The sequence below is a fragment of the Enterobacter bugandensis genome, assembly GCF_900324475.1.
In the GTDB taxonomy this organism is placed as follows: domain Bacteria; phylum Pseudomonadota; class Gammaproteobacteria; order Enterobacterales; family Enterobacteriaceae; genus Enterobacter; species Enterobacter bugandensis.
Map to the genome: position 1 here is coordinate 1,593,570 of NZ_LT992502.1, position 24,522 is coordinate 1,618,091.

The window sequence follows — 24,522 nt, forward strand, 5'->3', positions numbered from 1 at the left end:
GTTCACTGCCGTACAGGCAGCTTAGAAAAGATTGAGCCAGATAGCGACCATCCTAAGTGTGTTCACTGCCGTACAGGCAGCTTAGAAAAGATTGAGCCAGATAGCGACCATCCTAAGTGTGTTCACTGCCGTACAGGCAGCTTAGAAAGCCTCCTGCGTCGCCGCCTGACTGATACCAATGTTCACTGCCGTACAGGCAGCTTAGAAAGCTGAGATTGCCAGCAGTTTTGGAAGTGTTCGCGTTCACTGCCGTACAGGCAGCTTTGAAAGCCCCTCTGGGCTTTAATGCCGTGGAAATGGCGTTACTGTCCCACAGACAGTACAAGTAAACCCATCCCTCACAAATATTCACCTCGTCTATTTAAAAACGAAATACCATCATCCACACGCTTTCCATTTGCAGATTAAATAAAAATCCCATTCAGGGGTTAATTATATTTCCGTGTATATATTATTTGTAAAAATAATACTTTTAAAAAATAATGTGTTTTTGTTTAGTTATCACAGAAATTTCCATTCATTTGATATATATCACATTTGTATTTCTCTCATCTCCGATAACATACCCGCATTCAATATCTTGAAATAAAAGCCGTTGCTATGCCTGCAAACAGCGTTACCCCAACAGATTTAAAAACCATCCTGCATTCTAAACGCGCCAACATTTATTACCTGGAGAAATGCCGCATCCAGGTGAATGGTGGGCGTGTTGAATATGTCACCCAGGAAGGAAAAGAGTCTTTTTACTGGAATATTCCCATCGCGAATACCACGGCAGTGATGCTGGGAATGGGAACATCCGTTACGCAAATGGCAATGCGGGAGTTTGCCCGGGCTGGGGTGATGGTCGGCTTTTGCGGAACGGATGGCACGCCGCTTTATTCTGCGAACGAGGTGGATATCGATGTCTCATGGCTCAGCCCGCAAAGCGAATACCGTCCGACCGCATATTTACAAAACTGGGTCTCATTCTGGTTTGATGAAGAAAAACGTCTGCAGGCAGCAAAGCGTTTTCAATTTATCCGTTTACAGCAAATTGAAAAACAGTGGGAGAGGCTGCGAATACAGCGAGAAACGCCTTTTCAGCCTGATAAGGTCGTACTGGAGGCTACTCTGGAGCGGGCCAGAACGGGCATGGAAAACGCACAGGATCACACCTCGCTGATGCTCCAGGAAGCGCAGCTTACAAAATCGCTCTACAAACTGACCAGCCAGACGGTGGGCTATGGCAGCTTTACCCGCGCCAAACGCGGTGGCGGGGCGGATATGGCGAACCGTTTTCTCGATCAGGGCAACTATCTGGCCTACGGGCTGGCGGCTGTCGCGGCCTGGGTGACGGGCATTCCTCATGGTCTGGCCGTCATGCACGGAAAAACCCGACGCGGCGGGCTGGTTTTTGATATTGCCGATTTAATCAAAGACGCCCTCGTTATGCCGCAGGCCTTTATTGCGGCGATGGAGGGTGAGGATAATCAACAGTTTCGTCAGCGCTGCATCAACGCGTTTCAACAGTCTGATGCGCTGGATGTGATGATCACTACCTTGCAGGACACCTCGCAAGCGCTGGCGGGCGTCGCAAAATGAATGTGCTGATTATCTCCCGATGTACCAAACGTGCGCGCGAGCAAAGCTGCCGGATTATCGATCAGTTTGCTGAGCGCACGGGTGACGCGGCGTGGCAGACGACGGTTACGATGGAAGGCGTCGTCACGCTGCGCAAGCTGCTGCGTAAAACGGCCCGTCGTAACACCGCCGTGGCCTGCCACTGGCTGAAAAAAAACGGTCAAACCGAACTGCTGTGGATAGTCGGAAACATGCGTCGCTTTAACGCACAGGGGCGCGTGCCAACGAATCGCACGACGCTACAAGTTATTCGCAACGACGGTGAACACCGCTGGCAAAGCGCGGAAAGCATCGCCTTGCTGGCGGCGATCGCCGGGCTGTTTCATGATTTTGGTAAAGCGGGGATGTGCTTCCAGCAGACGCTCAAGGGGGAAAGTCAGCACGTTTGTCAGCCGTACCGCCACGAGTGGATTTCGGTTCGTCTGTTCGAGGCGTTTGTAGGAGAGCGTAGTGATGAACAGTGGCTGGCATCGTTAACGCAGCTTAAGGCCGCTGACGAAAAAGCCATGCTGAAAGCGCTGAAGATGGACAGCGCAGAGTGGAGCAATAGCCCGTTCGAAAAATTGCCCCCGTTAGCGAGGGTGGTGGCGTGGCTAATGCTATCGCACCACCGTTTACCTCAACCGTACCCGGCAAATTCCTCGTTACTGTACAGCGAAGGCTGGCTTGAGCGGCAGCTAAATGCGGACTGGAACGCGCTTAATCATAAATCTACCGAAAAACATCAGTGGAAAGCGCGTGATTTTAAAAATGTCTGGAAATTCCCCCACGACACGCCGCTAAAAAGTAAAACCTGGCGCGAGAAGGCCCGGCAAATTGGTAAACGCATCCGGAACCTGCCCGCACTGCTTCATGCGGGATCGCTGGATAATCTCTTTACCCTCCATCTTGCCCGCCTGTCGCTGATGCTGGCCGATCACGTTTACTCCTCACAACCGGCTTATGCCGGATGGCAGGATGATGACTTTCAGGCGTGGGCTAACAGCTATCGAGGGACCGGGGAACTCAAGCAAAAGCTGGATGAGCACAATGTCGGTGTCGCGCATCAGGCGCTATTGATGGGGCGTTCTCTTCCTGCGTTGCGCCGTTCATTGCCCGCCATCGCCCGGCATAAAACGTTTCGGGAAAGGGCGAAAGAAGAGCGTTTTGACTGGCAGAACAAGGCCTGGGATGTCGCCTCTTCCCTGCGCGAGAAAAGTGCAGAGCAGGGCTTCTTCGGCATCAATATGGCCTCGACCGGATGCGGTAAAACCTTTGCCAATGCCCGAATTATGTACGCGCTGGCAGATGAGCAGGCGGGATGTCGTTTCAGCGTGGCGCTGGGGTTACGCACGCTGACGCTGCAAACGGGGCTGGCTTTGCAGTCGCGCCTGGGGCTGGATGACGACACGCTGGCCGTGGTGACCGGTGCTGCAGCCGTGAAGGAGTTGTATCAGGGCAATGATACCGAAGATATCAGTAGCGCCAGCGACGAAGCGTTCTTCGCCAGCCATCATTACGTGCATTATGAAGGGGCGACCAGCAGCGGGATCGCGCAGCAATGGCTGGCGAAAGAACCGGCGCTAAACCGTCTGGTCAGTGCCCCGGTGCTGGTGACAACCATCGATCACCTGATGCCTGCCACGGAAGGCGTGCGCGGCGGCAGGCAGGTCCCCGCCATGCTGCGCCTGCTGACCAGCGACCTGGTGCTTGACGAGCCTGATGATTTTGACGTTGATGATTTGCACGCCCTTTGTCGGCTGGTGAACTGGGCGGGCATGCTCGGCTCTCGCGTGTTGCTCTCCTCCGCAACGCTGCCCCCTGCATTAACGGAAGCGCTGTTTGAAGCCTATCGGGAAGGGCGCAAAGCCTGGCAGGCGGCGTGCGGTCAGTCGGACAGACCGACGACTATCTGTTGCGCCTGGTTTGATGAATACGGCGCGCAGTCGCAGGATGTGGCCGAAGATGCCCAGTTTCGTCAGGCGCATGACGATTTTGTCAGGCAGCGGATTAAACGTCTGCCAGACCAGCTCCGGCTTCGTCTGGGGAAATTGGCCGCAGTAGTACCGCAGTCTTGCCGTAATGACGACGTTGTCTCCGTGCTGGCACAGACGTTGCACCAGCACATGATCGCGCTGCACGACGATCATCGCAGCACGCACAAAAGCGGCAAAACCGTGTCGTTTGGTCTGGTGAGGATGGCGAACATCAACCCGCTGGTTGCCGTCGCGCAGGCGCTGATGGCATTACCTTCTCCGGAGAATTACCGCATTCATTATTGCGTGTACCACAGCCAGCACCCGCTGGCTGTGCGTGCGGCGATTGAAAAACGACTCGATGCCGCGTTCGCGCGGCACAAACCGCAGCAGGTCTGGCAGTTGCCTGACGTTAAGCAGGCGCTGACGTCACCGGAACAGCATCATCTCTTTGTCGTGCTCGGCACATCCGTTCTGGAAGTCGGGCGCGATTTTGATGCCGACTGGGGGATTATCGAGCCGAGTTCGATGCGTTCACTTATTCAGTTTGCGGGGCGTATTCAGCGGCATCGTCAGATCGTGCCTGAGAGCGAAAACCTTGTGATCCTGGAACGCAACGTTCGTGCGCTTCGCGGAGAAAAGATCGCCTACTGCCGGCCCGGTTTTGAAACTGAACATCATCTTCTGCCTCACCACGATCTCCATGAGCTACTCAGCGAAGAGGGCTATCGCACGCTGAATGCGATCCCGCGCATCGTTGAAAACCTGCCCGGCAATGCGCTGGCGGCGCTGGAGCATGCCCGGTTGCGAGCCGCATTGTTGGATGGCGGCGAACGGTCAGATGCGGTTGCCGCGTCGTGGTGGCGGCTGCCGCTGACGTGGAACGGTGAGTTGCAACGGCGGACGCCGTTTCGCCGCTCGTCGCCGCAGGACACTTTCTTTTTAAGCATGAAAGACGAAGGTGAGCAACCTGAGTTTTGCCTGATGCAGGAAAACGGGGTGTTAAAGCCTGCGGGACGGTTTTGCGAGAAGACCTTATCGATGGCTCACGGCGTAGAGCCGTGGATGGCGATTGATTATGGCGAGGTATTACAGGCGCTGGCCGAGACAAGACAGATGGAGCTGGCCGCGGTATCGCGACGGTATGGCGAAATCACATTGAGAATCAGCAGGGAGGAGGAGACAGAGCAATGGCTGTATCACCCGGTGTTGGGTGTGTTCAGGGAATATCGATAAGGTGCCAGGAGCGAGTATGTCAGTTGAAGCACTAAGCGCTTTCATTGCTGAGTATATTGCCGGACGACGGCAAACAAAGCTGGAAGCATTTGATAAAGAGGCCGCAAAGCGCAGCGATACAGATAGCGCAACGCTTGCGGCAGAACGCCGGGATCTGGAGCTTCGCTATGAACCGAAAGCCTGGCTGACGGATGCAGCGAAGCGAGCCGGACAAATTAACCTCGTGACCCATGCGGCGAAATTTACCCACGGGGATTCAAAAAGTAGCAGTATCTACAGCGAGGCAGTGGCGCTGGAAGGCTATCTCAGCACCGCTGCGTTGTCAGGTCTGGAACCGGATGCCGTGGGAAACGCCGCGGCGCTGGACGTCGCGAAATTACTGCAAACGCGGGTTGAAGGCGGTGACTCCCTTCTGGCAAGCCTGAAACGTGGCGATCGCGCTGCACTGGCCGCTTTTACCGATGACGCAAACCAACTGGATGAATGGATTGTGGGATTTTCCCGTGCCTTAACGCCCGGAGAGCCCGCTTCACACAAGCTGGCTAAACAGGGCTATTTCCCGGTAGGTGAAAATTACCATCTGCTGAGCCCGTTATATGCCACCTCGCTTGTTCATGCCATGCATCAGAAAATGATTGCCTTCCGTTTTGGCGACGATGTTAAAGCCATCTGGAAAGCGCGCCGGGAGAAAACCTGGCATCCCACTCCGCTGACGCTTTTCCCGCATTCAGCGGAAATACACTTTGGTGGCACCAAACCGCAAAACATTTCCTATCTCAACAGCGTCCGCGGCGGGCGTATCTGGCTGCTTTCCTGTCAGCCGCCGCAGTGGAAAAAAGCAGACAAGCCGCCGACGACGTTACGTTCTATTTTCACTTCAGGTGGTCAGTTTGATCGACGTGCAAACAGCACTGTTCAACTGCTTGTGTCTTTACTGGCCAGAACCGGTGATTACACCAACGTCCGTATTCGCGAAGCGCGTGATGAATACATTGATGCGCTTATCGACCTGCTGTTTGTGGTGGCGTCAGAACTACAGCGTGATACGTGGCAAAACTGGACGCTCTCGTGCGAACGATTAGTCACTCATCAACAACTCTGGCTCGATCCCTGGCGCACCAAAACCGATGAGGCTTTTCGGCTCGAGCGGGATAAAGACGACTGGCAGGTTAGCGTCGCGACAGATTTTGCCCTGTGGCTTAACGCGCGTCTGAGCAAGGTGTTGAAGGACCTGGGGTATGTGGAACAGCGTGAATGGCAAACCCGTGAGCGTTTACGCAGTAACCTGCGTGAGATGGAAAAAATTATCCGGGAGGCGCTGAAATGAGTTCCTTGATCCTGCTTCGCCGTATCAGCGTCGAAAACGCCAACGCGATTGCTGGCCTGACTTACGGTTTCCCCGCCATTACCCATTTCCTGGGATTTGCCCATGCGCTGTCGCGCAGGTTGACCGAAACGCACGGGCTGCGCATTGATGGCTGTGCCGTGGTCAGCCACGAACAACAGATCCATGCTCACACGTCTGGCCGCGATTATCAGTTTGCCCTGACCCGCAATCCGCTTACACGGGACGCGAAAACGGCCTCCTTTAACGAAGAGGGGCGCATGCATATGACGGTTTCGCTGCTGCTCGAGTGTCACGGGGAAATCCCCAACGGTGAATACGGGCAGCGCGACCTGGCCGAGTTTCTGTCTCAGGTGTGCCCTACGCTCCGGCTGGCCGGAGGAATCATCGTGGATATCCAGAATATTTCCGTTATGGCGATGCCTGCCAGCGCTCAGGAGATGGGCCGATTACAGTGGCAACTGATGCCGGGCTTTGCTTTACGCGACCGAAGTAGCTGGCTGGGCGAACATCATCAAATGCTTCTTGAGAACGATCCTAACGCCACGCTGCTTGACGCCTGGCTGGATTTTGCTGCGCTAAAAATACAGGCCGAAACGCCGGAAGACGGCAACATACGCGAAGGTGAACCGGCCAACTGGCATGTTGTTCCCAAACCCAATTCCGGTTATCTGGTGCCATTAATGACCGGCTACCAGCGTATCTCTGAACTCTATGCCCCCGGCGTCGTGGCAAACGCGCGCGATGCGGAAACGCCCTTCACGTTTACGGAAGCCGTGTATGGCGTGGGCGAGTGGTGCGGTCTGCACCGTATTCGGTCACTGGACGAGATTTTCTGGCGTTATCGCACGACGGAAACGGGCTATTACTGTCAGGGCGCGGGCGCGCCAGTGACAACTGAACATCTTAATTAAAAAGGACTTATCTATGGCAAAGGCTCCAACGGCCGTTAAAACGGCATCCGTACTGGCATTTGAACGTAAGCTGGCAACCTCGGATGCGGTGATGTATTCCGGAAGCTGGCAGGGCAAGCAGTGGCAACCGATCCGTATACAGGAAAAAGCGGTCCGCGGTACGATTTCGAACCGCCTGAAAAATGCCCTGACCAACGATCCGGCTAAACTGGATGCCGAGATCCAGAAAGCGAACCTGCAGCGTGTGGATGTGGCGGCGCTACCTGCCGATGCAGACACCCTGAAGGTGAAGTTTACCCTGCGTGTGCTGGGTAACCTGTCGACGCCATCAGTGTGTAACGATCGCGCCTATCAGGATGAACTTCAGCAGGTTATCGACGGCTATATCAGTGAACACGGTTTTGCAGAACTGGCGCGCCGCTACGCAACTAACCTGGCGAACGGACGTTTTTTATGGCGTAACCGCGTCGGTGCAGAAAAAATTATCGTGACCGTGACGGGCAGTAAGTCATGGACGTTTGATGCGTACAGTTATGCGCTGCGAGATTTTTCTGCCAGCGACGAGAGCCTAAACGCACTGGCCCAGGAAATCGAAAAAGGGCTTAGCGGCGAAGGTTTTGTGCTGTTGAACGTCGAAGCGCAGGTGCTACTCGGTGCCGGACAGGAGATCTTCCCGTCGCAGGAGCTGGTGCTGGACAGCAACAGCAGCAAGAGCCGCCTGTTGTATCAGGTAGACAGCGTAGCGGGCATGCATTCGCAGAAAATCGGTAATGCCATTCGAACTATCGATACCTGGCACCCTCAGGTAGATGCGCTGGGCGCTATTGCCGTTGAGCCGTACGGCTCAGTCACCAGTCGCGGTGTGGCTTGTCGTCAGCCGAAAGAGAAAATGGACTTCTATACCTTGCTGGACAACTGGGTGACGAAGGGCCAAAAGCCTGACGTTGAACAGCAGCATTATGTGATGGCCGTGCTGATCCGCGGCGGCGTCTTCGGTGAGAAGGGCGAGTAAGGAGTGGTTATGGATCACTATCTAGAGATCCGCGTCCTGCCCGACCCGGAGTTCAGCGAGGAGATGCTGATGGCCGCGCTGATGGCTAAACTGCATCGTGCGCTGGGCCAACGGGGGCTGGGGGATATTGGTATCAGCTTCCCTGCACATGGCATAAAGCCCGGCGCGATGTTACGCCTGCACGGTTCGCAACAGGCGTTAAGCGAGCTCGACTCCCTGGCATGGCGAAAGGGACTAAGCGATTACTGCCTGTGCACGGCGATACAACCCGTTCCAGAGGTAAAGCAATGGCGATGCGTGTCCCGTGTGCAGGTGAAAAGCAGCGCGCAGCGGCTTATGCGCCGTTCGGTAAAAAAAGGATGGATCACTGAGGAAGAGGCGCAGCAGCGCCTATTAAAAATGGAAGAGGCGCGGACTGATTTGCCCTGGCTTAATTTACGTAGCCTCTCTACAGGTCAGTCTTTCAGGCTTTTTATTCGTCATGGTGAGTTGCTTCCCGAACCCGTGGATGGACGCTTTTCAACCTACGGGATGAGCGCGACAGCGACAGTTCCCTGGTTCTGAGGAAACACAGCCGCATCAGCGTTCAGGGTGCGGTTTTTTCTGCGAGACGGGTATCAAAAATAAAGGGCATCTGCTGAACAGAACTGAGCGCCGTATGGAATGCCGGATGTAAGGGGTTAAGGATGGCGTTGTTTTCATAGGGTATGATGCAGGAAGGTAGGATAAGCGCGAGGGCACTGCTAGCCTGCAACCACCCGGTTCCCAGATCCATCGTCGATACCGGTGCCGGATTTTCCTGCCAGTCCTCGGGGAGCCAGGCTTTATCCAGGTAATCAATCTGGTCATCCGGGATATCAATGCTGAAAAGCTGGTACTGATTCAACACGGTATCTTTTCTGATGTGCACCAAAATCTCCAGTGAGGCCAGCGAGATGGACGTGGACACATATACGGCGGGATGCCCTTTATGATTCCAGCGACCACCGTACTGATTTGCGCCGCTTCCACTCCACGCTTCGCTGGCATAGCGTCCCGTCACCAGCCGATAAAAAATCATGCAAACACTCCGTGTTCCAGACGACCAATCAAATCGGTGACTTCCAGTGCACCGGTTTCCGTAGCGATCAGGTCAACAGGCGCAACATTGCCAAGCCCGCGCACCGGCGACTGAAGCCAGTTCCATGCTTCTTCTTTACTGCCAAAATAGTCGACGGCCGCATCCAGCACCCGAACAAAACGGGCTACGCGTTCGCTCTCATCCGGCGTCAGCGTCCGTCCCGCGCTTTTGCGGCGGGCCACGTTACGTTCGTTAATCCCGGTAACGCGCAAAATGTCCGCTTTCGACATGGCCGTCCATTCATGAATATTGTCGAGCACGCTGACGGGCAATCCCTGGTTGAGAAATTCTATCAGCCGCATACCTCTGTTCGCGGGTAAACCGGCATAGCGCCAAAGTGCGTTATCAGCAGGTTTCTTGGCGGGGATCCAGGTTCTCATATTACCTCCTGATTAATGTCATTTGTCATGGTTAAGTATAGCCATTTGTCATATGGAGTGGAATGGGGATTTTTTGTGCTGGGTGGTTTATGAGAAGAACGATGTTTTGACCCTAATTTTTAACGGTTGTGTAATTCATTAATTTTAAATGAGTATTTTTGGTGGATAAAAAAGAGGGTCAGAGAAGGTTTTTTAGCTTTTTTTGTATGCAAATCAGTAGGGTGTGGAGATATTATTTCAGTGCACTGCCGTACAGGCAGCTTAGAAAATATGAAAATGGCGGGGTTATCCCCGTCCTACGTGCACTGCCGTACAGGCAGCTTAGAAATTAACGAGAGCGACGATTTCCCCGATCGAGACGGTGCACTGCCGTACAGACAGCTTAGAAATTCAATCGAATTAACCGACAGTACCGGGAGTAGTGCACTGCCACACGCAGCTCAGCAAAATAGAAAATAAGGCCTAACAGTCGTCGCACCGTGCACTGTCGAACAGACAGCCCTGAAGCTGGAACGAACGGCTAAATAATAGTTCAAATAATCAACAGCACCACTAAAAAATAAGGCCGGGATTAACCCGACCTTTTATATATTCATCTGCCATTACAGGCGAAAAAATTAGCGACTACGGAAGACAATGCGGCCTTTGCTCAGGTCGTACGGGGTCAGTTCAACAGTCACTTTGTCGCCCGTCAAAATGCGGATGTAGTTTTTGCGCATTTTACCGGAGATGTGCGCAGTTACCACGTGACCGTTTTCCAGCTCTACGCGAAACATGGTATTAGGCAACGTATCAAGTACGGTACCCTGCATTTCAATATTGTCTTCTTTGGCCATCTAATCCTCTGGGGTATCACTACCAAGTTTTGAACCGACAAGATAATGCCGAAATTCATCAATTAAGTAAAGAATTGCGCGATTAAAACGCAGCAAAACAGTTTCGGCGCATTGCCCAAGCGTCACGGTACAACCGAACAGGAAGCGCATTCGTAAAGGGGAGACGACAGGATAAACGTCAGGACGTTATCTGAAGCGAGGGTCCCAAACGGCGGCGGGGCAACAGGCAGAAGCTACTCTGCGGCATAATTATAACACCCTCACAAAAAATATGCGGAAAACATTTAAGCATTGGGCATAAAGAGCGTTCTGGGGATCCAGAAGTCGCGTGGGAGCTTCTCCTGACGGCAGGCGTCAAGATGCTCGATATACTGTCGTCGCGGGATGTCAACTGCACCGAGAGAGGCCGTGTGCTCGTTCAGCACCTGACAATCGATCAGGCGTCCGCCGCGCTGGGCAAAGGCCTCGCAGAAGACCAGCAGCGCGGTTTTCGAGGCGTTAACCGCACGGGAGAACATCGATTCGCCGCAAAACAGCGTCCCTTGCGCCACGCCGTACATGCCGCCAACCAGTTCCCCCTTTTCCCAGACCTCAATGGAGTGGGCGTAGCCAAGCTCATGGAGCTGGTGGTAAGCGTTGACGATATCGCGGGTGATCCACGTCCCTTCATGGCGATCTTCGGCACAGCCTTCGATCACCTGCCCAAAGGCGTGATTCAGCGTGACGCGATACGGGGATTTAGCATGGAAACGCTTCATGCTGCGGCTCAGATGGAACTGCGCTGGCCACAGCACGGCGCGCGGGTCGGGAGACCACCATAAAATCGGGTCGCCGGGAGAAAACCACGGGAAGATGCCGCGCTGGTAGGCCATTAATAGCCGCGCAGGGCTAAGGTCACCGCCAAGGGCCAGCAGCCCGTTGGGCTCACGCAGCGCTCCCTCCGGCGAAGGGAACGCAATGTTATGACGAGAAAGCTGGACCAGGCGCATGACGGCAAAACTCCAGTACGCGAGTGAGGACGCTACAAATATAGTCTACAGACGCTGTTTAAACTGGTAGTAGCGACCCTGTTTCGCCAACAGCTCTGCGTGACTACCTTGCTCAATAATGTGTCCGTTGTCCATCACAATTATCCGATCAAAACTTGCCAGTCCGCGCAGGCGGTGCGTGACCATCAGGACGGTCTTACCGGTCATGACATTGGCCAGCAAATCAAGGATTTGGCTCTCGGTTGTGGCATCGAGCCCTTCGGTAGGCTCGTCAAGCAGCATCAGCGGCGCATCGTGCAGCAGCGCGCGCGCAATCGCCAGGCGGCGCAGCTCTCCGCCGGAGAGTTGACGACCGCCTTCGCCCAGCCAGCTGTTTAATCCCTCGTCCTCAAGCAGCTTATGCAGACCGACCTGTTCCAGCATGGCGCGAAGCGCATCATCAGTGGCCTCTGGGGCAGCCAGCAGCAGGTTATCGCGCAGAGTGGCGCTAAACAGATGCACGCGCTGCGGAACGACGCTGACGGTCTTGCGCAGGGCCTGCTCGCTGAAATCAGTGAGCGACGTATTATTAAAACGAATCTGACCGCGCTGCGGATCCCAGGCGCGGGTCAGCAGCTGCAGCAGCGTCGACTTACCGCAGCCGGTACGGCCGAGGATCGCAATCCGCTGCCCTGCATTAACGGAAAGGTTGATACCCTCCAGCGCGTTCTGCGCCTGTTTGTCATAGGCGAAGGTCACGTTATCAAGCGTCAGCGCCACCTGCTCAGGCACGGTGGTTTGCCCGGCACTGAACGTGACTTCAGGCTCCTGTTCGGCAATCTGGGTGATGCGCAGGGCAGAGGCGATCACCTGTCCAAGATGCTGGAAAGCGCCCGTCACCGGGGCCAGAGCCTCAAATGCGGCCAGCGCGCAGAAAACAAAGAGGGCAATAAGAGGGCCTGGCTGGGTATTACCGCCAATCCCGCCGGATGCCAGCCACAGCATGGCGATCACCGCCACGCCGCCGATTAACACCATCAGCGCCTGCGAGAAGGCCGTCAGTTCCGACTGGCGGCGCTGGGCTTCATGCCAGTTCAGCTCCGTACTTTCCATTCGGGTACGGTAGCGCTTGCTGGCACCAAAAATGGTCAGCTCCGCCTGGCCCTGAAGCCAGGAGGTCAGCTGCTGGCGGTAATCCCCGCGCAGCCGCGTCAGGTTTTCCCCGGTGGATTTCCCGGCGCGATAAAACAGCGGCGGCAGAATGATAAGCGTCAGCAGCATGATCCCGCCCAGCGTCAGCGCAACGGGAACATCCAGAACGGACAGCCCCAGCGTAACTACCACAATCACCACAAACGCGCCCACTATCGGGGAGATCACCCGCAGGTAAAGGTGGTCCAGCGTGTCGACATCCGCAACGACACGGTTCAGTAATTCGCCCTGGCGAAAACGCGCCAGCCCGGCAGGGGAGAGGGGAAGCAGTTTGCTGAAGGTGTAAATGCGCAGGTGCTGCAGGACGCGGAACGTCGCGTCGTGGCTGACCAGCCGCTCGAAATAGCGTCCGGCAGTACGGGTAATGGCGGTACCCCGCACGCCTGCCGCCGGCAGCATATAGTTGAAGCTGTATAATCCGGCGAACCCGGCTACGGCGGAGGCCGACAGGAACCAGCCGGAAAGCGTGAGCAGGCCGATGCTGGCAAGCAGCGTGACAATCGCCAGCACGATCCCCAGCGTCAGCATCCACTTGTGGCGTTTATAGAGCGCAAGATAAGGCAGCAGAGCGCGCATCAGATGTCCTCCTGACGGTTCGCCAGCAGGGCGGCGAACGGCCCCTGCGCGGCAACAAGAGCGGCGTAATTGCCTTGCTCAACAATATGACCGTTTTCCATCACCCAGATCTCATCCCAGTCAGCAATGCCTTCCAGCTGATGGGTAACCATCAGGGTGGTTTGCTGCAGGGAAGCGGCGCTCAGGGCCGCCATGACGCGCTGCTCGCTGTGTGAATCCAGGCTGGCAGCAGGCTCATCCAGCAGCATCAGCTGGCACGGGTTCAGCAGCGCACGGGCGACGGCCACGCGCTGTGCCTGGCCGACAGACAGCCCGGCAGACTGATCGCCTACCACGGTATCGACACCCTGCGGGAGCAGCGGCAGAAATTCACTGACCCACGCGCGGTCGAGAACGGACTGGAGTTCATCTTCACGAGCATCCGGGCGTGCCAGGAGCACGTTTTCGCGCAGCGTGGAAGCAGGAAGCTGCGGGTTTTGTCCGACCCAACTGAGCTGCTTACGCCAGGCGTCGGGATCGAGATTACGCAGTTCAGTTTTGTTTATCCGCAGCGAACCGGTGTAGGCCATAAAACCGGATAACGCATTCAGCAGAGAACTCTTCCCTGAACCGCTGGTGCCGACCAGCACCACGCGTTTCCCAGCGGGCAGGCTAAAGTTCAGCGGGCCAGCCAGTACTTTTCCTTCCGGCGAGAGAATGCAGAAATCGCTCGCGTCGACGGTTACCGGCTCTTTAGCGTTCAGCGCCACGTCACCACGCTCCGGGTGCGCCAGCGGCGTCTCCAGGAAGGTTTTCAGGCTGTCGGCCGCGCCAACGGCCTGCGCTTTGGCATGATAGAAGGTCCCCAGGTCGCGAAGCGGCTGGAAAAACTCCGGAGCCAGGATGAGCGCGAGGAAACCGGCAGAAAGGGTCACCGCTGTGCCGTAGTGGCCGAAATCCAGCGCGCCGAGATAGGAGAAACCGAAATAAACCGCCACGAGGGCAATCGACAGCGAGGTAAAGAATTCCAGCACGCCGGATGAGAGGAACGCCAGGCGTAACACTTCCATCGTGCGCTGGCGGAAGTCCTGTGATGCCAGGCGAATGTTCTCGGTTTCCGCTTCACCGCGACCAAAAATACGCAGGGTTTCCATCCCGCGCAGACGATCGAGGAAATGTCCGCTCAGCCGGCCCAGCGCCAGGAAATTGCGGCGGTTGGCATCAGCCGCACCCATGCCGACCATCGCCATAAACAGCGGGATCAGCGGGGCGGTCCCCAGCAGGATCAGCGCCGCCACCCAGTTAACCGGGAAGATGGCAATAACAATCAACAGCGGCACAAAAACCGCCAGCGCCATCTGCGGAAGATAGCGCGCGTAGTAATCGTGCATATCGTCGATCTGCTCAAGGATCAGCGTCGCCCAGCTTCCGGCCGGTTTACCCTGGATCCACGCGGGCCCGGCTTCCTGCAGGCGGTCGAGCACCTGACGACGGATCTCGTAGCGGATATGCTGTCCGGCGTGGAAGCCGACACGTTCACGCAGCCACACCACCCAGGCGCGCAGGACAAAAACCAGGATCAGAACAATAAAGGGCAGCAGGAGCGCTTCGCGGGGAATGTTCTCCATGATCATGTGATTAAGAATGCGGGCCAGCAGCCATGCCTGGGCAACAATCAACAGACCGCTAACGAACCCCAGAAGACGGGAGATCGTAAGCCAGCGGCGGGAAATAACGCTTTGCTGTTTCAGCCAGCGTGTTAACTCTTGTTGACGGGTTTTTTCCATTGCGTATTTTGCAGGTGACGTTATAAGAAATTAGACATCTGCATGTTACACGCGAGCAAAAATAAAGGCGACCTGTGGCCGCCTTTATTTACGTTTGTTACTGACTTGTAAAGATTATTTACCTTGTTCAGCCAGTCCATCGAGGTAGCGTTCAGCGTCCAGCGCGGCCATACAGCCGGTGCCCGCAGAGGTGATCGCCTGACGATAAATATGGTCCATCACGTCACCGGCAGCGAACACGCCCGGGATGCTGGTCTGGGTTGCGTTACCGTGAATGCCGGACTGCACTTTGATATAGCCGTTTTCCAGCTCCAGCTGGCCTTCGAAGATTGCGGTGTTTGGGCTGTGGCCGATTGCGACAAACAGGCCCGCCACTTCCAGCGTTTCGACGTTATCGGTGTTCTGGGTATCACGAATGCGCAGACCCGCAACGCCCATCTGATCGCCGGTGACTTCTTCCAGGGTACGGTTGGTGTGCAGCACGATGTTGCCGCTCGCTACTTTATCCATCAGGCGCTTAATGAGGATCTTCTCGGCGCGGAAGGTGTCACGACGGTGGATCAGATGCACCTCAGAGGCAATGTTCGCCAGGTACAGCGCTTCTTCCACCGCGGTATTACCGCCGCCGATAACCGCGACTTTCTGGTTACGGTAGAAGAAACCGTCGCAGGTCGCACAGGCAGAGACGCCGCGGCCTTTGAACGCTTCTTCAGACGGCAGGCCGAGATAACGGGCAGAGGCGCCGGTGGCAATGATTAGCGCATCGCAGGTGTATTCACCGCTGTCACCCGTCAGGCGGAACGGACGGTTCTGCAAATCCACTTTATTAATGTGGTCGAACAGGATTTCGGTTTCGAATTTGGCGGCATGCTCATGCATGCGTTCCATCAGCAGCGGCCCGGTCAGATCGTTCGGGTCGCCCGGCCAGTTTTCCACTTCCGTGGTGGTGGTCAACTGACCGCCTTTTTCCATGCCGGTGATCAGTACCGGCTGCAGGTTTGCGCGTGCAGCATAGACCGCCGCGGTATATCCCGCAGGTCCAGAACCAAGGATTAACAACTTACTGTGTTTGGTCGTGCCCATGAGATCCCCATTGTTGTTGGCAGGCAATGGGCTGGATTGTAGGGAATTTGTTGCCGTAAAAAAAGAGCACTGGGATTTTGCTTTCGATATATGCAATAGCTGCGCCCGATGAATCCCGTGCCGTTACGTCACGTTTTCTACTGAAAACCGCTCGTTTATAAAGCAGTAAAATGAGGATTAATACCCCCCCGTAATGAATATCCGGCATCTTGTACTAAAAAACGATGTTTTGCTTTGACAATCCCCTGCGCATTTGCGAAAACATTCAAGGAAGAAAAAAAACCGCGTTAACCGTATGCCGCATAGGCATGCACGTAAATGCCATTTTTACCGTGTCAGTGAAATCTACGCATGGCGTGGACAGACGCCATACGTGATGTCGGTGACAGCCTTCGGGCAGCGGTCTTCTTACCAACAGAACCCGAATCCGCATCGCGTCTAATACATAAACAGGCGATGTGATGACTAACGGGTACAGGCTCTGAACAGTGATGTGCACAGGGTCCAGGCAGGAGTAGGGAAGGAATACAGAGAGACAATAATAATGGTAGATAGCAAGAAGCGCCCTGGCAAAGATCTCGACCGTATCGATCGTAACATTCTTAATGAATTGCAAAAGGATGGGCGTATTTCCAACGTCGAGCTTTCAAAACGTGTGGGACTTTCCCCGACGCCGTGCCTTGAGCGTGTGCGCCGACTGGAAAGACAGGGTTTTATTCAGGGCTATACGGCTCTGCTGAACCCGCATTATCTGGATGCCTCACTTCTGGTATTTGTTGAGATTACTCTGAATCGTGGTGCGCCGGATGTGTTTGAGCAATTTAACGCCGCTGTACAAAAACTTGAAGAAATTCAAGAGTGTCATCTGGTGTCCGGTGATTTCGACTACCTGTTGAAAACCCGTGTGCCTGATATGTCCGCCTACCGTAAGCTGCTGGGGGAAACCCTGCTGCGTCTGCCAGGCGTGAACGACACCCGTACCTATGTGGTGATGGAAGAGGTCAAACAGAGCAATCGTCTGGTTATTAAGACGCGCTAACACGGAACAGGTGCAAAATCAGCGTAGTTTGATTACACTCCTGTTAATCCATACAGCAACAGTGCCGGGGAGCCCCGGCGCTGTTGTCCGTTTTAGCAAACAGGCAGGATATGCCTGATACCTGGAGAGCCTTTCTTGAGCCAGGAATACACTGAAGACAAAGAAGTCACACTATCGAAGCTAAGCAGCGGACGTCGTCTCCTCGAGGCTTTGCTGATCGTTATTGCCCTTTTTGCCGTCTGGCTGATGGCAGCCTTACTCAGTTTCAACCCCTCCGATCCCAGCTGGTCGCAAACCGCGTGGCATGAGCCTATCCATAATTTAGGCGGCGTACCCGGAGCCTGGCTTGCGGACACGCTCTTTTTCATTTTCGGTGTGATGGCCTACACTATTCCCGTCATAATCATTGGTGGATGCTGGTTTGCATGGCGTCATCGTCAGAACGATGATTACATCGACTATTTTGCAGTTTCCCTGCGCCTGATTGGCGCCCTGGCGCTGATCCTCACCTCCTGCGGGCTGGCGGCGATTAATGCCGATGATATCTGGTACTTCGCCTCCGGTGGGGTGATTGGCAGCCTGCTGAGCTCTGCGCTACAGCCGATGCTTCACAGCAGCGGCGGTACGCTGGCGCTGCTCTGCATCTGGGCGGCCGGGCTGACGCTGTTTACCGGCTGGTCATGGGTGAGCATTGCCGAGAAAATCGGCAGCTTTATTCTGACGATCCTGACCTTTGCGAGCAACCGTACCCGCCGCGACGACACGTGGGTCGATGAAGAAGAATATGAAGATGAGTACGAAGAGGAAGACGATGCGCCGGTGCAACGTCGTGAATCTCGTCGTGCTCGTATTCTGCGCGGTGCCCTGGCGCGTCGCCAGCGCGTTGCTGAAAAATTTGCCAACCCGCTTGGACGTAAAACCGACGCGGCGCTCTTCTCCGGTAAGCGTATGGATGAAGACGAGCAGGTGGAGTACCGCGCGGCGGGTAGTACAGTCGATCCTGATGATGTGCTTTTCTCCGGCAACCGTGCGATGCCGGGTGATTTCGATGAATACGATCCGCTGCTTAACGGCCATACCGTTACCGCGCCGGTTGCCGCGGCCGCAGCCGCAACGACAGCATCACAGGCGTATGCCGCGCCTGTCGAAGCCGTGATGCCATCCGCGCCGGTTCCGCCTCCGGAATCCGCTATTCAGCAGCCTCAGGTTGCCTGGCAGACCGCGCCGGGTGTCCACACGCCGGAGCCTGTTATCGCGCCGGAACCAGAGAGCTATATCCCCGTGCAGCAGGAGCAGTGGCAGCAGCCTTATCAGCCGCCGCAACCTGAGTATGAACAGCAGCACTATGAGCAGCCTGTGGCCCAGCCTTATCAGGAGTACGTGCCTGAACCGGTTGAACCTGTGCAGCCTTATGTCGAGCCTCAGCCTGAACCTGAGGTGGTGGAAGAGGTGAAACCGTCTCGTCCGCCAATGTACTATTTTGAAGAAGTTGAAGAACGCCGTGCTCGTGAGCGCGAACAGCTGGCGGCATGGTATCAGCCTGTGCCTGAACCGGTGCAGGAACCTGCGCCAAAAGCCCCGTCGGTTTCGGTTCCACCGGTCGACCCGACGCCTGCTGTTGCCCCCGTAGCGGAAAGCGTGAAGCAGGCTACCGCAGCCGCAGCGGCGGCGGCACCTGTCTTTAGCCTGGCAACGGGCGGTGCGCCGCGTCCGCAGGTGAAAGAGGGAATTGGTCCGCAACTGCCTCGCCCTAACCGCGTCCGCGTTCCAACTCGTCGTGAGCTTGCCTCCTATGGGATCAAGCTGCCTTCCCAGCGGATGGCCGAAGAGAAAGCGCGTGGGACGGACTACGAAGATGATGCTGATGAAATGCAGCAGGACGAGCTGGCGCGCCAGTTCGCCGCGCAGCAGAATCAGCGCTACGGCGAAGACTATCAGCATGATGAACCTATGCTGGAAGACGAAGATGACGCGGCTGAAGCCGAATTAGCGCGTCAGTTTGCGGCAACCCAGCAGCAGCGTTACTCAGGTGAACAGCCAGCTGGTGCGAACCCGTTCTCATTATCGGATTTCGAGTTTTCGCCGATGAAAGATCTGGTGGATGATGGCCCGAGCGAGCCACTGTTCACCCCGAGCGTGATGCCTGAAGCAGAGCCTGTGCGCCAGCAGCCAGCGCCGCAGGCACAGACTTACGCGCAGCCGCAGCAACCTGTTCAGCAGCCGTATGCGCAACCGCAGCAGCCACAACAGCAGCCGCCGCAGTACCAGCAGCCAGCACCGCAGCCGCAGGAGAGCCTGATTCACCCGCTGCTGATGCGTAACGGAGATAGCCGTCCGCTGCAGCGTCCGAGCACGCCGCTGCCTTCGCTGGATTTGTTGACGCCGCCACCGGCTGAAGTCGAACCGGTTGATACGTTTGCCCTGGAGCAGATGGCCCGTCTGGTGGAAGCCCGTCTGGCAGACTTCCGCATCAAGGCGGACGTGGTGAACTACTCACCGGGTCCGGTGATCACCCGTTTCGAGCTGAACCTGGCGCCGGGCGTCAAAGCCGCGCGTATTTCTAACCTCTCCCGCGACCTGGCGCGTTCTCTGTCGACCGTGGCGGTACGTGTGGTGGAAGTGATTCCGGGTAAACCGTACGTTGGCCTTGAGCTGCCGAACAAGAAACGTCAGACCGTTTACCTGCGTGAAGTGCTGGATAACACCAAGTTCCGCGATAACCCATCTCCGCTGACCGTGGTGTTGGGTAAAGATATCGCCGGCGACCCGGTAGTGGCAGACCTCGCGAAAATGCCTCACCTGCTGGTAGCGGGTACCACCGGTTCCGGTAAATCGGTCGGCGTGAACGCCATGATCCTGAGCATGCTCTACAAAGCGCAGCCTGAAGACGTGCGTTTCATCATGATCGACCCGAAAATGCTCGAACTGTCGGTCTACGAAGGCATTCCGCACCTGCTGACGGAAGTGGTCACCGACATGAAGGACGCCGCCAACGCCCTGCGCTGGAGCGTCAATGAAATGGAGCGTCGCTACAAGCTGATGTCGGCGCTGGGCGTGCGTAACCTGGCCGGTTATAACGAGAAGATCGCCGAGGCGGCGCGCATGGGTCGTCCGATTCCGGACCCATACTGGAAGCCGGGTGACAGCATGGATGCCCAGCATCCTGTGCTGGAGAAACTGCCTTATATCGTCGTGCTGGTGGATGAATTCGCCGACCTGATGATGACCGTCGGGAAGAAAGTGGAAGAGCTGATCGCGCGTCTGGCACAGAAAGCGCGTGCGGCAGGTATTCACCTGGTGCTGGCGACCCAGCGTCCGTCCGTGGACGTTATCACCGGTCTGATTAAGGCGAATATTCCGACCCGTATTGCGTTTACCGTTTCGAGCAAAATCGACTCCCGTACCATTCTTGACCAGGGCGGCGCTGAGTCGCTGCTGGGAATGGGTGACATGCTGTACTCCGGCCCGAACTCCACCTCTCCGGTGCGCGTACACGGCGCGTTTGTTCGCGACCAGGAAGTACACGCCGTGGTGCAGGACTGGAAGGCGCGCGGACGTCCGCAGTACGTTGACGGCATTACCTCCGACAGCGAAAGCGAAGGCGGCGGTGGTGGCTTTGACGGTGGCGAAGAGCTGGATCCGTTATTCGACCAGGCGGTTAATTTCGTTACTGAAAAACGCAAAGCATCCATCTCTGGCGTGCAGCGTCAGTTCCGCATTGGCTATAACCGCGCGGCGCGCATCATCGAGCAGATGGAAGCGCAGGGCATTGTGAGCGAGCAGGGGCACAACGGTAACCGTGAGGTGCTGGCTCCGCCGCCGTTTGATTAACCTTCAGCGATTGCAAAGAAGGGTAAATCAGCAAAAATTAAGCATATTCTTCTGTCGCCTGCCTTCTGGCAGGTCCAGAATAGAAACGGAAACCCCATTTCGGGAAGACGTATTTTAAGGAATAACAATGAAAAAAATCGCCATCGCCTGTGCATTACTCACCAGTTTTGTAGCCAGCAGCGTCTGGGCTGATGCAGCCAGCGACCTTAAAAGCCGACTGGATAAAGTAAGCAGCTTCCACGCCAGCTTCACGCAAAAAGTGACGGACGGCAGCGGCAACGCGGTGCAGGAAGGACAGGGTGATTTGTGGGTGAAACGCCCCAATCTGTTTAACTGGCATATGACCCAGCCGGATGAGAGCATCCTGGTTTCTGACGGTAAAACCCTGTGGTTCTTCAACCCGTTTGTTGAGCAGGCCACTGCGACCTGGCTGAAAGACGCGACCAGCAATACGCCGTTTATGCTGATCGCCCGCAACCAGACCAGCGACTGGCAGCAGTACAACATTAAACAGAACGGTGATGAGTTTGTCCTGACGCCGAAAGGCAGCAACGGCAATCTGAAGCAGTTCACCATCAACGTAAGCACCAACGGTACCATTAATCAGTTCGGCGCGGTTGAGCAGGACGATCAGCGCAGCAGCTACCAGCTTAAGTCTCAGCAAAACGGCGCCGTTGACGCATCGAAATTCACCTTTACCCCGCCGCAGGGCGTAACGGTGGACGACCAACGCAATAAGTAAGAGGCGTGAGTGAGCAACCTGTCGCTCGATTTTTCAGATAATGCGTTTCAACCTCTGGCCGCCCGTATGCGGCCAGAAAATTTAGCGCAGTACATCGGTCAGCAGCATCTGCTGGCTGCGGGGAAACCCTTGCCGCGCGCTATTGAGGCGGGGCATCTGCACTCCATGATCCTCTGGGGGCCGCCCGGCACCGGAAAAACCACGCTCGCTGAAGTGATCGCCCGCTATGCCAACGCGGACGTTGAGCGTATCTCGGCGGTAACGTCTGGCGTGAAGGAGATCCGCGAGGCGATCGAGCGCGCGCGTCAGAACCGTAATGCCGGACGCCGCACCATTCTCTTTGTCGATGAAGTCCACCGCTTCAACAAGAGCCAGCAGGATGCTTTCCTGCCGCACATTGAGGACGGGACGATCTTCTTCATTGGTGCGACCACCGAAAACCCGTCGTTTGAACTCAACTCGGCGCTGCTGTCCCGCGCCCGCGTCTACCTGCTTAAATCCCTGACCACGGAAGATATCGAAAAGGTTCTGACCCAGGCAATGGACGACAAAGCGCGGGGTTACGGCGGGCAGGATATCGTTCTGCCTGACGAAACGCGACGTGCGATTGCGGAGCTGGTCAACGGCGATGCGCGCCGCGCGCTGAACACGCTCGAAATGATGGCCGATATGGCCGAAGTGGACGATGCGGGCAAGCGCGTATTGAAGCCTGAACTGCTCACGGAAATTGCCGGCGAGCGCAGCGCGCGTTTCGATAATAAAGGCGACCGTTTCTACGACCTGATCTCGGCGCTGCATAAGTCGGTGCGCGGCAGCGCGCCGGATGCGGCGCTCTACTGGTACGCACGTATCATTACCGCAGGTGGCGATCCGCTATACGTTGCGCGCCGCTGTCTGGCGATTGCGTCAGAAGATGTTGGCAATGCTGACCCGCGCTCCATGCAGGTTGCGCTTTCAGCCTGGGACTGCTTCACCCGCGTAGGCCCGGCGGAAGGCGAACGCGCCATTGCGCAGGCAATTGTCTATCTGGCCTGCGCACCGAAAAGCAATGCAGTGTATACCGCCTTCAAAGCGGCGATGTCGGATGCGCGCGAGCGCCCGGACTACGATGTGCCGGTTCATCTGCGCAATGCGCCAACCAAACTGATGAAAGAGATGGGTTACGGGCAGGAGTATCGCTACGCCCATGATGAGCCTAACGCCTACGCCGCTGGAGAGGAATATTTCCCGCAGGAGATGGCACAAACGCGCTATTATCATCCCACAAACAGAGGTCTTGAAGGCAAGATTGGTGAAAAGCTCACCTGGCTCGCCGGACAGGATCAAAATAGCCCTATAAAACGCTACCGTTAGTTCAATCGTTGCGGTAATGTTGGCAATTGTATCCTTGTGACCGCAGGCTGTGGTCACATTTCCTATTTTAATTCGATAAGCACAGGATAAGCATGCTCGATCCCAATCTGCTGCGTAATGAGCCAGACGCAGTCGCTGAAAAACTGGCACGCCGGGGCTTTAAGCTGGATGTAGATAAGCTGCGCGCTCTTGAAGAGCGTCGTAAAGTACTGCAGGTACAAACTGAAAATCTGCAGGCAGAGCGTAACTCTCGATCGAAATCCATTGGCCAGGCGAAAGCGCGCGGGGAAGATATTGAGCCATTACGCCTGGAAGTGAACAAGCTGGGTGAAGAGCTGGATCAGGCGAAAGCGGAGCTGGACGTTCTTCAGGCCGAAATTCGTGACATCGCTCTGGCTATCCCGAACATTCCTGACGACAGCGTGCCTGTCGGCAAAGACGAGAACGACAACGTTGAAGTGAAGCGCTGGGGTACGCCTCGCGAGTTTGACTTCGAAGTGCGCGATCACGTGACGCTGGGCGAAATGCACGCGGGCCTGGACTTTGCGGCAGCGGTTAAGCTGACCGGTTCTCGCTTCGTGGTGATGAAAGGCCAGATTGCCCATCTGCACCGCGCGCTGGCGCAGTTCATGCTGGATCTGCACACCGAGCAGCATGGCTACAGCGAAACCTACGTGCCGTATCTGGTCAACCACGATACGCTGTACGGTACGGGCCAGCTGCCGAAATTTGCCGGCGATCTGTTCCATACCCGTCCGCTGGATGAAGAAGCAGACAGCAGCAACTACGCGCTAATCCCAACCGCGGAAGTGCCGCTGACTAACCTCGTGCGTGATGAGATCATTGACGAAGACGATCTGCCAATCAAGCTGACGGCACACTCTCCGTGCTTCCGTTCAGAAGCCGGTTCTTACGGTCGCGACACCCGTGGTCTGATCCGTATGCACCAGTTCGACAAAGTCGAGATGGTGCAGATTGTCCGTCCGGAAGAATCCATGGACGCGCTGGAAGAGATGACTGGCCATGCGGAAAAAGTGCTGGAGCTGCTGGGCCTGCCGTATCGCCGCATGGCGCTGTGCACCGGTGACATGGGCTTTGGTGCCTGCAAAACCTTCGACCTGGAAGTCTGGGTGCCTGCACAGAACACCTACCGTGAAATCTCCTCCTGCTCTAACGTCTGGGATTTCCAGGCACGCCGCATGCAGGCACGCTGCCGCAGCAAATCTGACAAGAAAACCCGTTTGGTGCATACCCTGAACGGTTCTGGTCTGGCTGTTGGCCGTACGCTGGTTGCCGTGCTGGAAAACTACCAGCAGGCAGATGGCCGCATCGAGATCCCTGAAGTGCTGCGTCCATACATGAAAGGCCAGCAGTACATCGGCTAATTCTTTGCCTCACAACAAAAAAGCGCCTTCGGGCGCTTTTTTTATGCCTCTGAATTGACACGACGCAATACCCCCTCCCTCTAAAGTAGTAATACTCCTCCGAATGAAAGTCAGCATAAGACGCTGATAACGAAGAAATTCGTTAT

18 protein-coding genes and 1 CRISPR repeat array (1 of these 19 cut by a window edge) are annotated in these 24,522 nt (G+C 56.0%); of the genes, 11 read left to right on the forward strand and 7 right to left on the reverse strand.

Annotated features, from left to right (window positions below):
* A CRISPR array of direct repeats spans window positions 1–269; the repeat unit is 28 nt; unit sequence GTTCACTGCCGTACAGGCAGCTTAGAAA (it extends 241 nt beyond the left edge of the window).
* A gap of 331 nt (window positions 270–600) precedes the next feature.
* From cas1f to cas6f, 6 genes are read left to right on the forward strand one after another with little or no spacing between them, the layout of a single operon-like run.
* Window positions 601–1,584 (forward strand): type I-F CRISPR-associated endonuclease Cas1f, encoded by a 984-nt coding sequence (cas1f, locus tag DG357_RS07710; protein WP_088204932.1) that lies wholly within the window; start codon window positions 601–603, stop codon window positions 1,582–1,584.
* A complete protein-coding gene (gene cas3f / locus DG357_RS07715) occupies window positions 1,581–4,814 on the forward strand; it encodes a type I-F CRISPR-associated helicase Cas3f (protein WP_088204933.1) in 3,234 nt (1,077 codons plus the stop codon). The genes cas1f and cas3f overlap by 4 nt, the downstream gene beginning before the upstream one ends.
* A 16-nt stretch (window positions 4,815–4,830) precedes the next feature.
* Window positions 4,831–6,141 (forward strand): type I-F CRISPR-associated protein Csy1, encoded by a 1,311-nt coding sequence (csy1, locus tag DG357_RS07720; protein WP_088204934.1) that lies wholly within the window; start codon window positions 4,831–4,833, stop codon window positions 6,139–6,141.
* The gene (csy2, locus tag DG357_RS07725) at window positions 6,138–7,073 is read left to right on the forward strand and encodes a type I-F CRISPR-associated protein Csy2 (protein ID WP_088204935.1); all 936 of its coding nucleotides are present in this window, start codon (window positions 6,138–6,140) and stop codon (window positions 7,071–7,073) included. Before csy1 ends, csy2 begins: the two co-directional genes overlap by 4 nt.
* A gap of 13 nt (window positions 7,074–7,086) precedes the next feature.
* A complete protein-coding gene (gene csy3, locus DG357_RS07730; protein WP_045261779.1) occupies window positions 7,087–8,085 on the forward strand; it encodes a type I-F CRISPR-associated protein Csy3 in 999 nt (332 codons plus the stop codon).
* Window positions 8,086–8,094: 9 nt separating this feature from the next.
* Window positions 8,095–8,649 carry a type I-F CRISPR-associated endoribonuclease Cas6/Csy4 gene (gene cas6f, locus DG357_RS07735; RefSeq protein WP_088204936.1) on the forward strand — a complete coding sequence of 185 codons (555 nt, stop codon included), beginning with the start codon at window positions 8,095–8,097 and terminating at the stop codon, window positions 8,647–8,649.
* Window positions 8,650–8,671: 22 nt separating this feature from the next.
* Here the strand turns inward: cas6f and DG357_RS07740 are convergent, their stop codons facing one another.
* The 7 genes from DG357_RS07740 to trxB form a co-directional block, all read right to left on the reverse strand.
* Window positions 8,672–9,145, reverse strand: a complete 474-nt coding sequence (locus DG357_RS07740; RefSeq protein WP_088204937.1) for an RES family NAD+ phosphorylase — start codon at window positions 9,143–9,145, stop codon at window positions 8,672–8,674.
* A complete protein-coding gene (parS, locus tag DG357_RS07745) occupies window positions 9,142–9,585 on the reverse strand; it encodes a type II RES/Xre toxin-antitoxin system antitoxin (protein WP_045261776.1) in 444 nt (147 codons plus the stop codon). The genes DG357_RS07740 and parS overlap by 4 nt, the downstream gene beginning before the upstream one ends.
* Window positions 9,586–10,202: 617 nt before the next feature.
* Complete coding sequence (gene infA, locus DG357_RS07750; protein ID WP_002211347.1) at window positions 10,203–10,421, reverse strand: translation initiation factor IF-1; 219 nt, start codon at window positions 10,419–10,421, stop codon at window positions 10,203–10,205.
* 284 nt (window positions 10,422–10,705) lie between these two features.
* Window positions 10,706–11,410, reverse strand: coding sequence for a leucyl/phenylalanyl-tRNA--protein transferase (gene aat / locus DG357_RS07755; RefSeq protein ID WP_041910636.1), 705 nt, complete (start codon window positions 11,408–11,410; stop codon window positions 10,706–10,708).
* Window positions 11,411–11,455: 45 nt separating this feature from the next.
* The gene (gene cydC, locus DG357_RS07760) at window positions 11,456–13,177 is read right to left on the reverse strand and encodes a heme ABC transporter ATP-binding protein/permease CydC (RefSeq protein ID WP_088204938.1); all 1,722 of its coding nucleotides are present in this window, start codon (window positions 13,175–13,177) and stop codon (window positions 11,456–11,458) included.
* Window positions 13,177–14,943, reverse strand: coding sequence for a heme ABC transporter permease/ATP-binding protein CydD (gene cydD, locus DG357_RS07765; RefSeq protein ID WP_028012554.1), 1,767 nt, complete (start codon window positions 14,941–14,943; stop codon window positions 13,177–13,179). The genes cydC and cydD overlap by 1 nt, the downstream gene beginning before the upstream one ends.
* A 114-nt stretch (window positions 14,944–15,057) precedes the next feature.
* Complete coding sequence (gene trxB, locus DG357_RS07770; protein ID WP_028012555.1) at window positions 15,058–16,026, reverse strand: thioredoxin-disulfide reductase; 969 nt, start codon at window positions 16,024–16,026, stop codon at window positions 15,058–15,060.
* Between the two features lie 544 nt (window positions 16,027–16,570).
* Between trxB and lrp the strand changes: the two genes are divergently transcribed.
* The 5 genes from lrp to serS all read left to right on the forward strand — a co-directional run bounded on the left by lrp (window position 16,571) and on the right by serS (window position 24,376).
* Window positions 16,571–17,065, forward strand: coding sequence for a leucine-responsive transcriptional regulator Lrp (gene lrp, locus DG357_RS07780; RefSeq protein WP_000228469.1), 495 nt, complete (start codon window positions 16,571–16,573; stop codon window positions 17,063–17,065).
* Between the two features lie 135 nt (window positions 17,066–17,200).
* Window positions 17,201–20,896 carry a DNA translocase FtsK 4TM domain-containing protein gene (locus tag DG357_RS07785; RefSeq protein WP_049136503.1) on the forward strand — a complete coding sequence of 1,232 codons (3,696 nt, stop codon included), beginning with the start codon at window positions 17,201–17,203 and terminating at the stop codon, window positions 20,894–20,896.
* 127 nt (window positions 20,897–21,023) lie between these two features.
* Window positions 21,024–21,638 carry an outer membrane lipoprotein chaperone LolA gene (gene lolA / locus DG357_RS07790; RefSeq protein WP_028012557.1) on the forward strand — a complete coding sequence of 205 codons (615 nt, stop codon included), beginning with the start codon at window positions 21,024–21,026 and terminating at the stop codon, window positions 21,636–21,638.
* 9 nt (window positions 21,639–21,647) lie between these two features.
* Window positions 21,648–22,991: a replication-associated recombination protein RarA gene (rarA, locus tag DG357_RS07795; RefSeq protein ID WP_088204939.1), complete on the forward strand. Its 1,344-nt coding sequence runs from the start codon at window positions 21,648–21,650 to the stop codon at window positions 22,989–22,991.
* A gap of 92 nt (window positions 22,992–23,083) precedes the next feature.
* Window positions 23,084–24,376 (forward strand): serine--tRNA ligase, encoded by a 1,293-nt coding sequence (gene serS / locus DG357_RS07800; RefSeq protein ID WP_008499983.1) that lies wholly within the window; start codon window positions 23,084–23,086, stop codon window positions 24,374–24,376.
* Window positions 24,377–24,522: the final 146 nt, after the last annotated feature.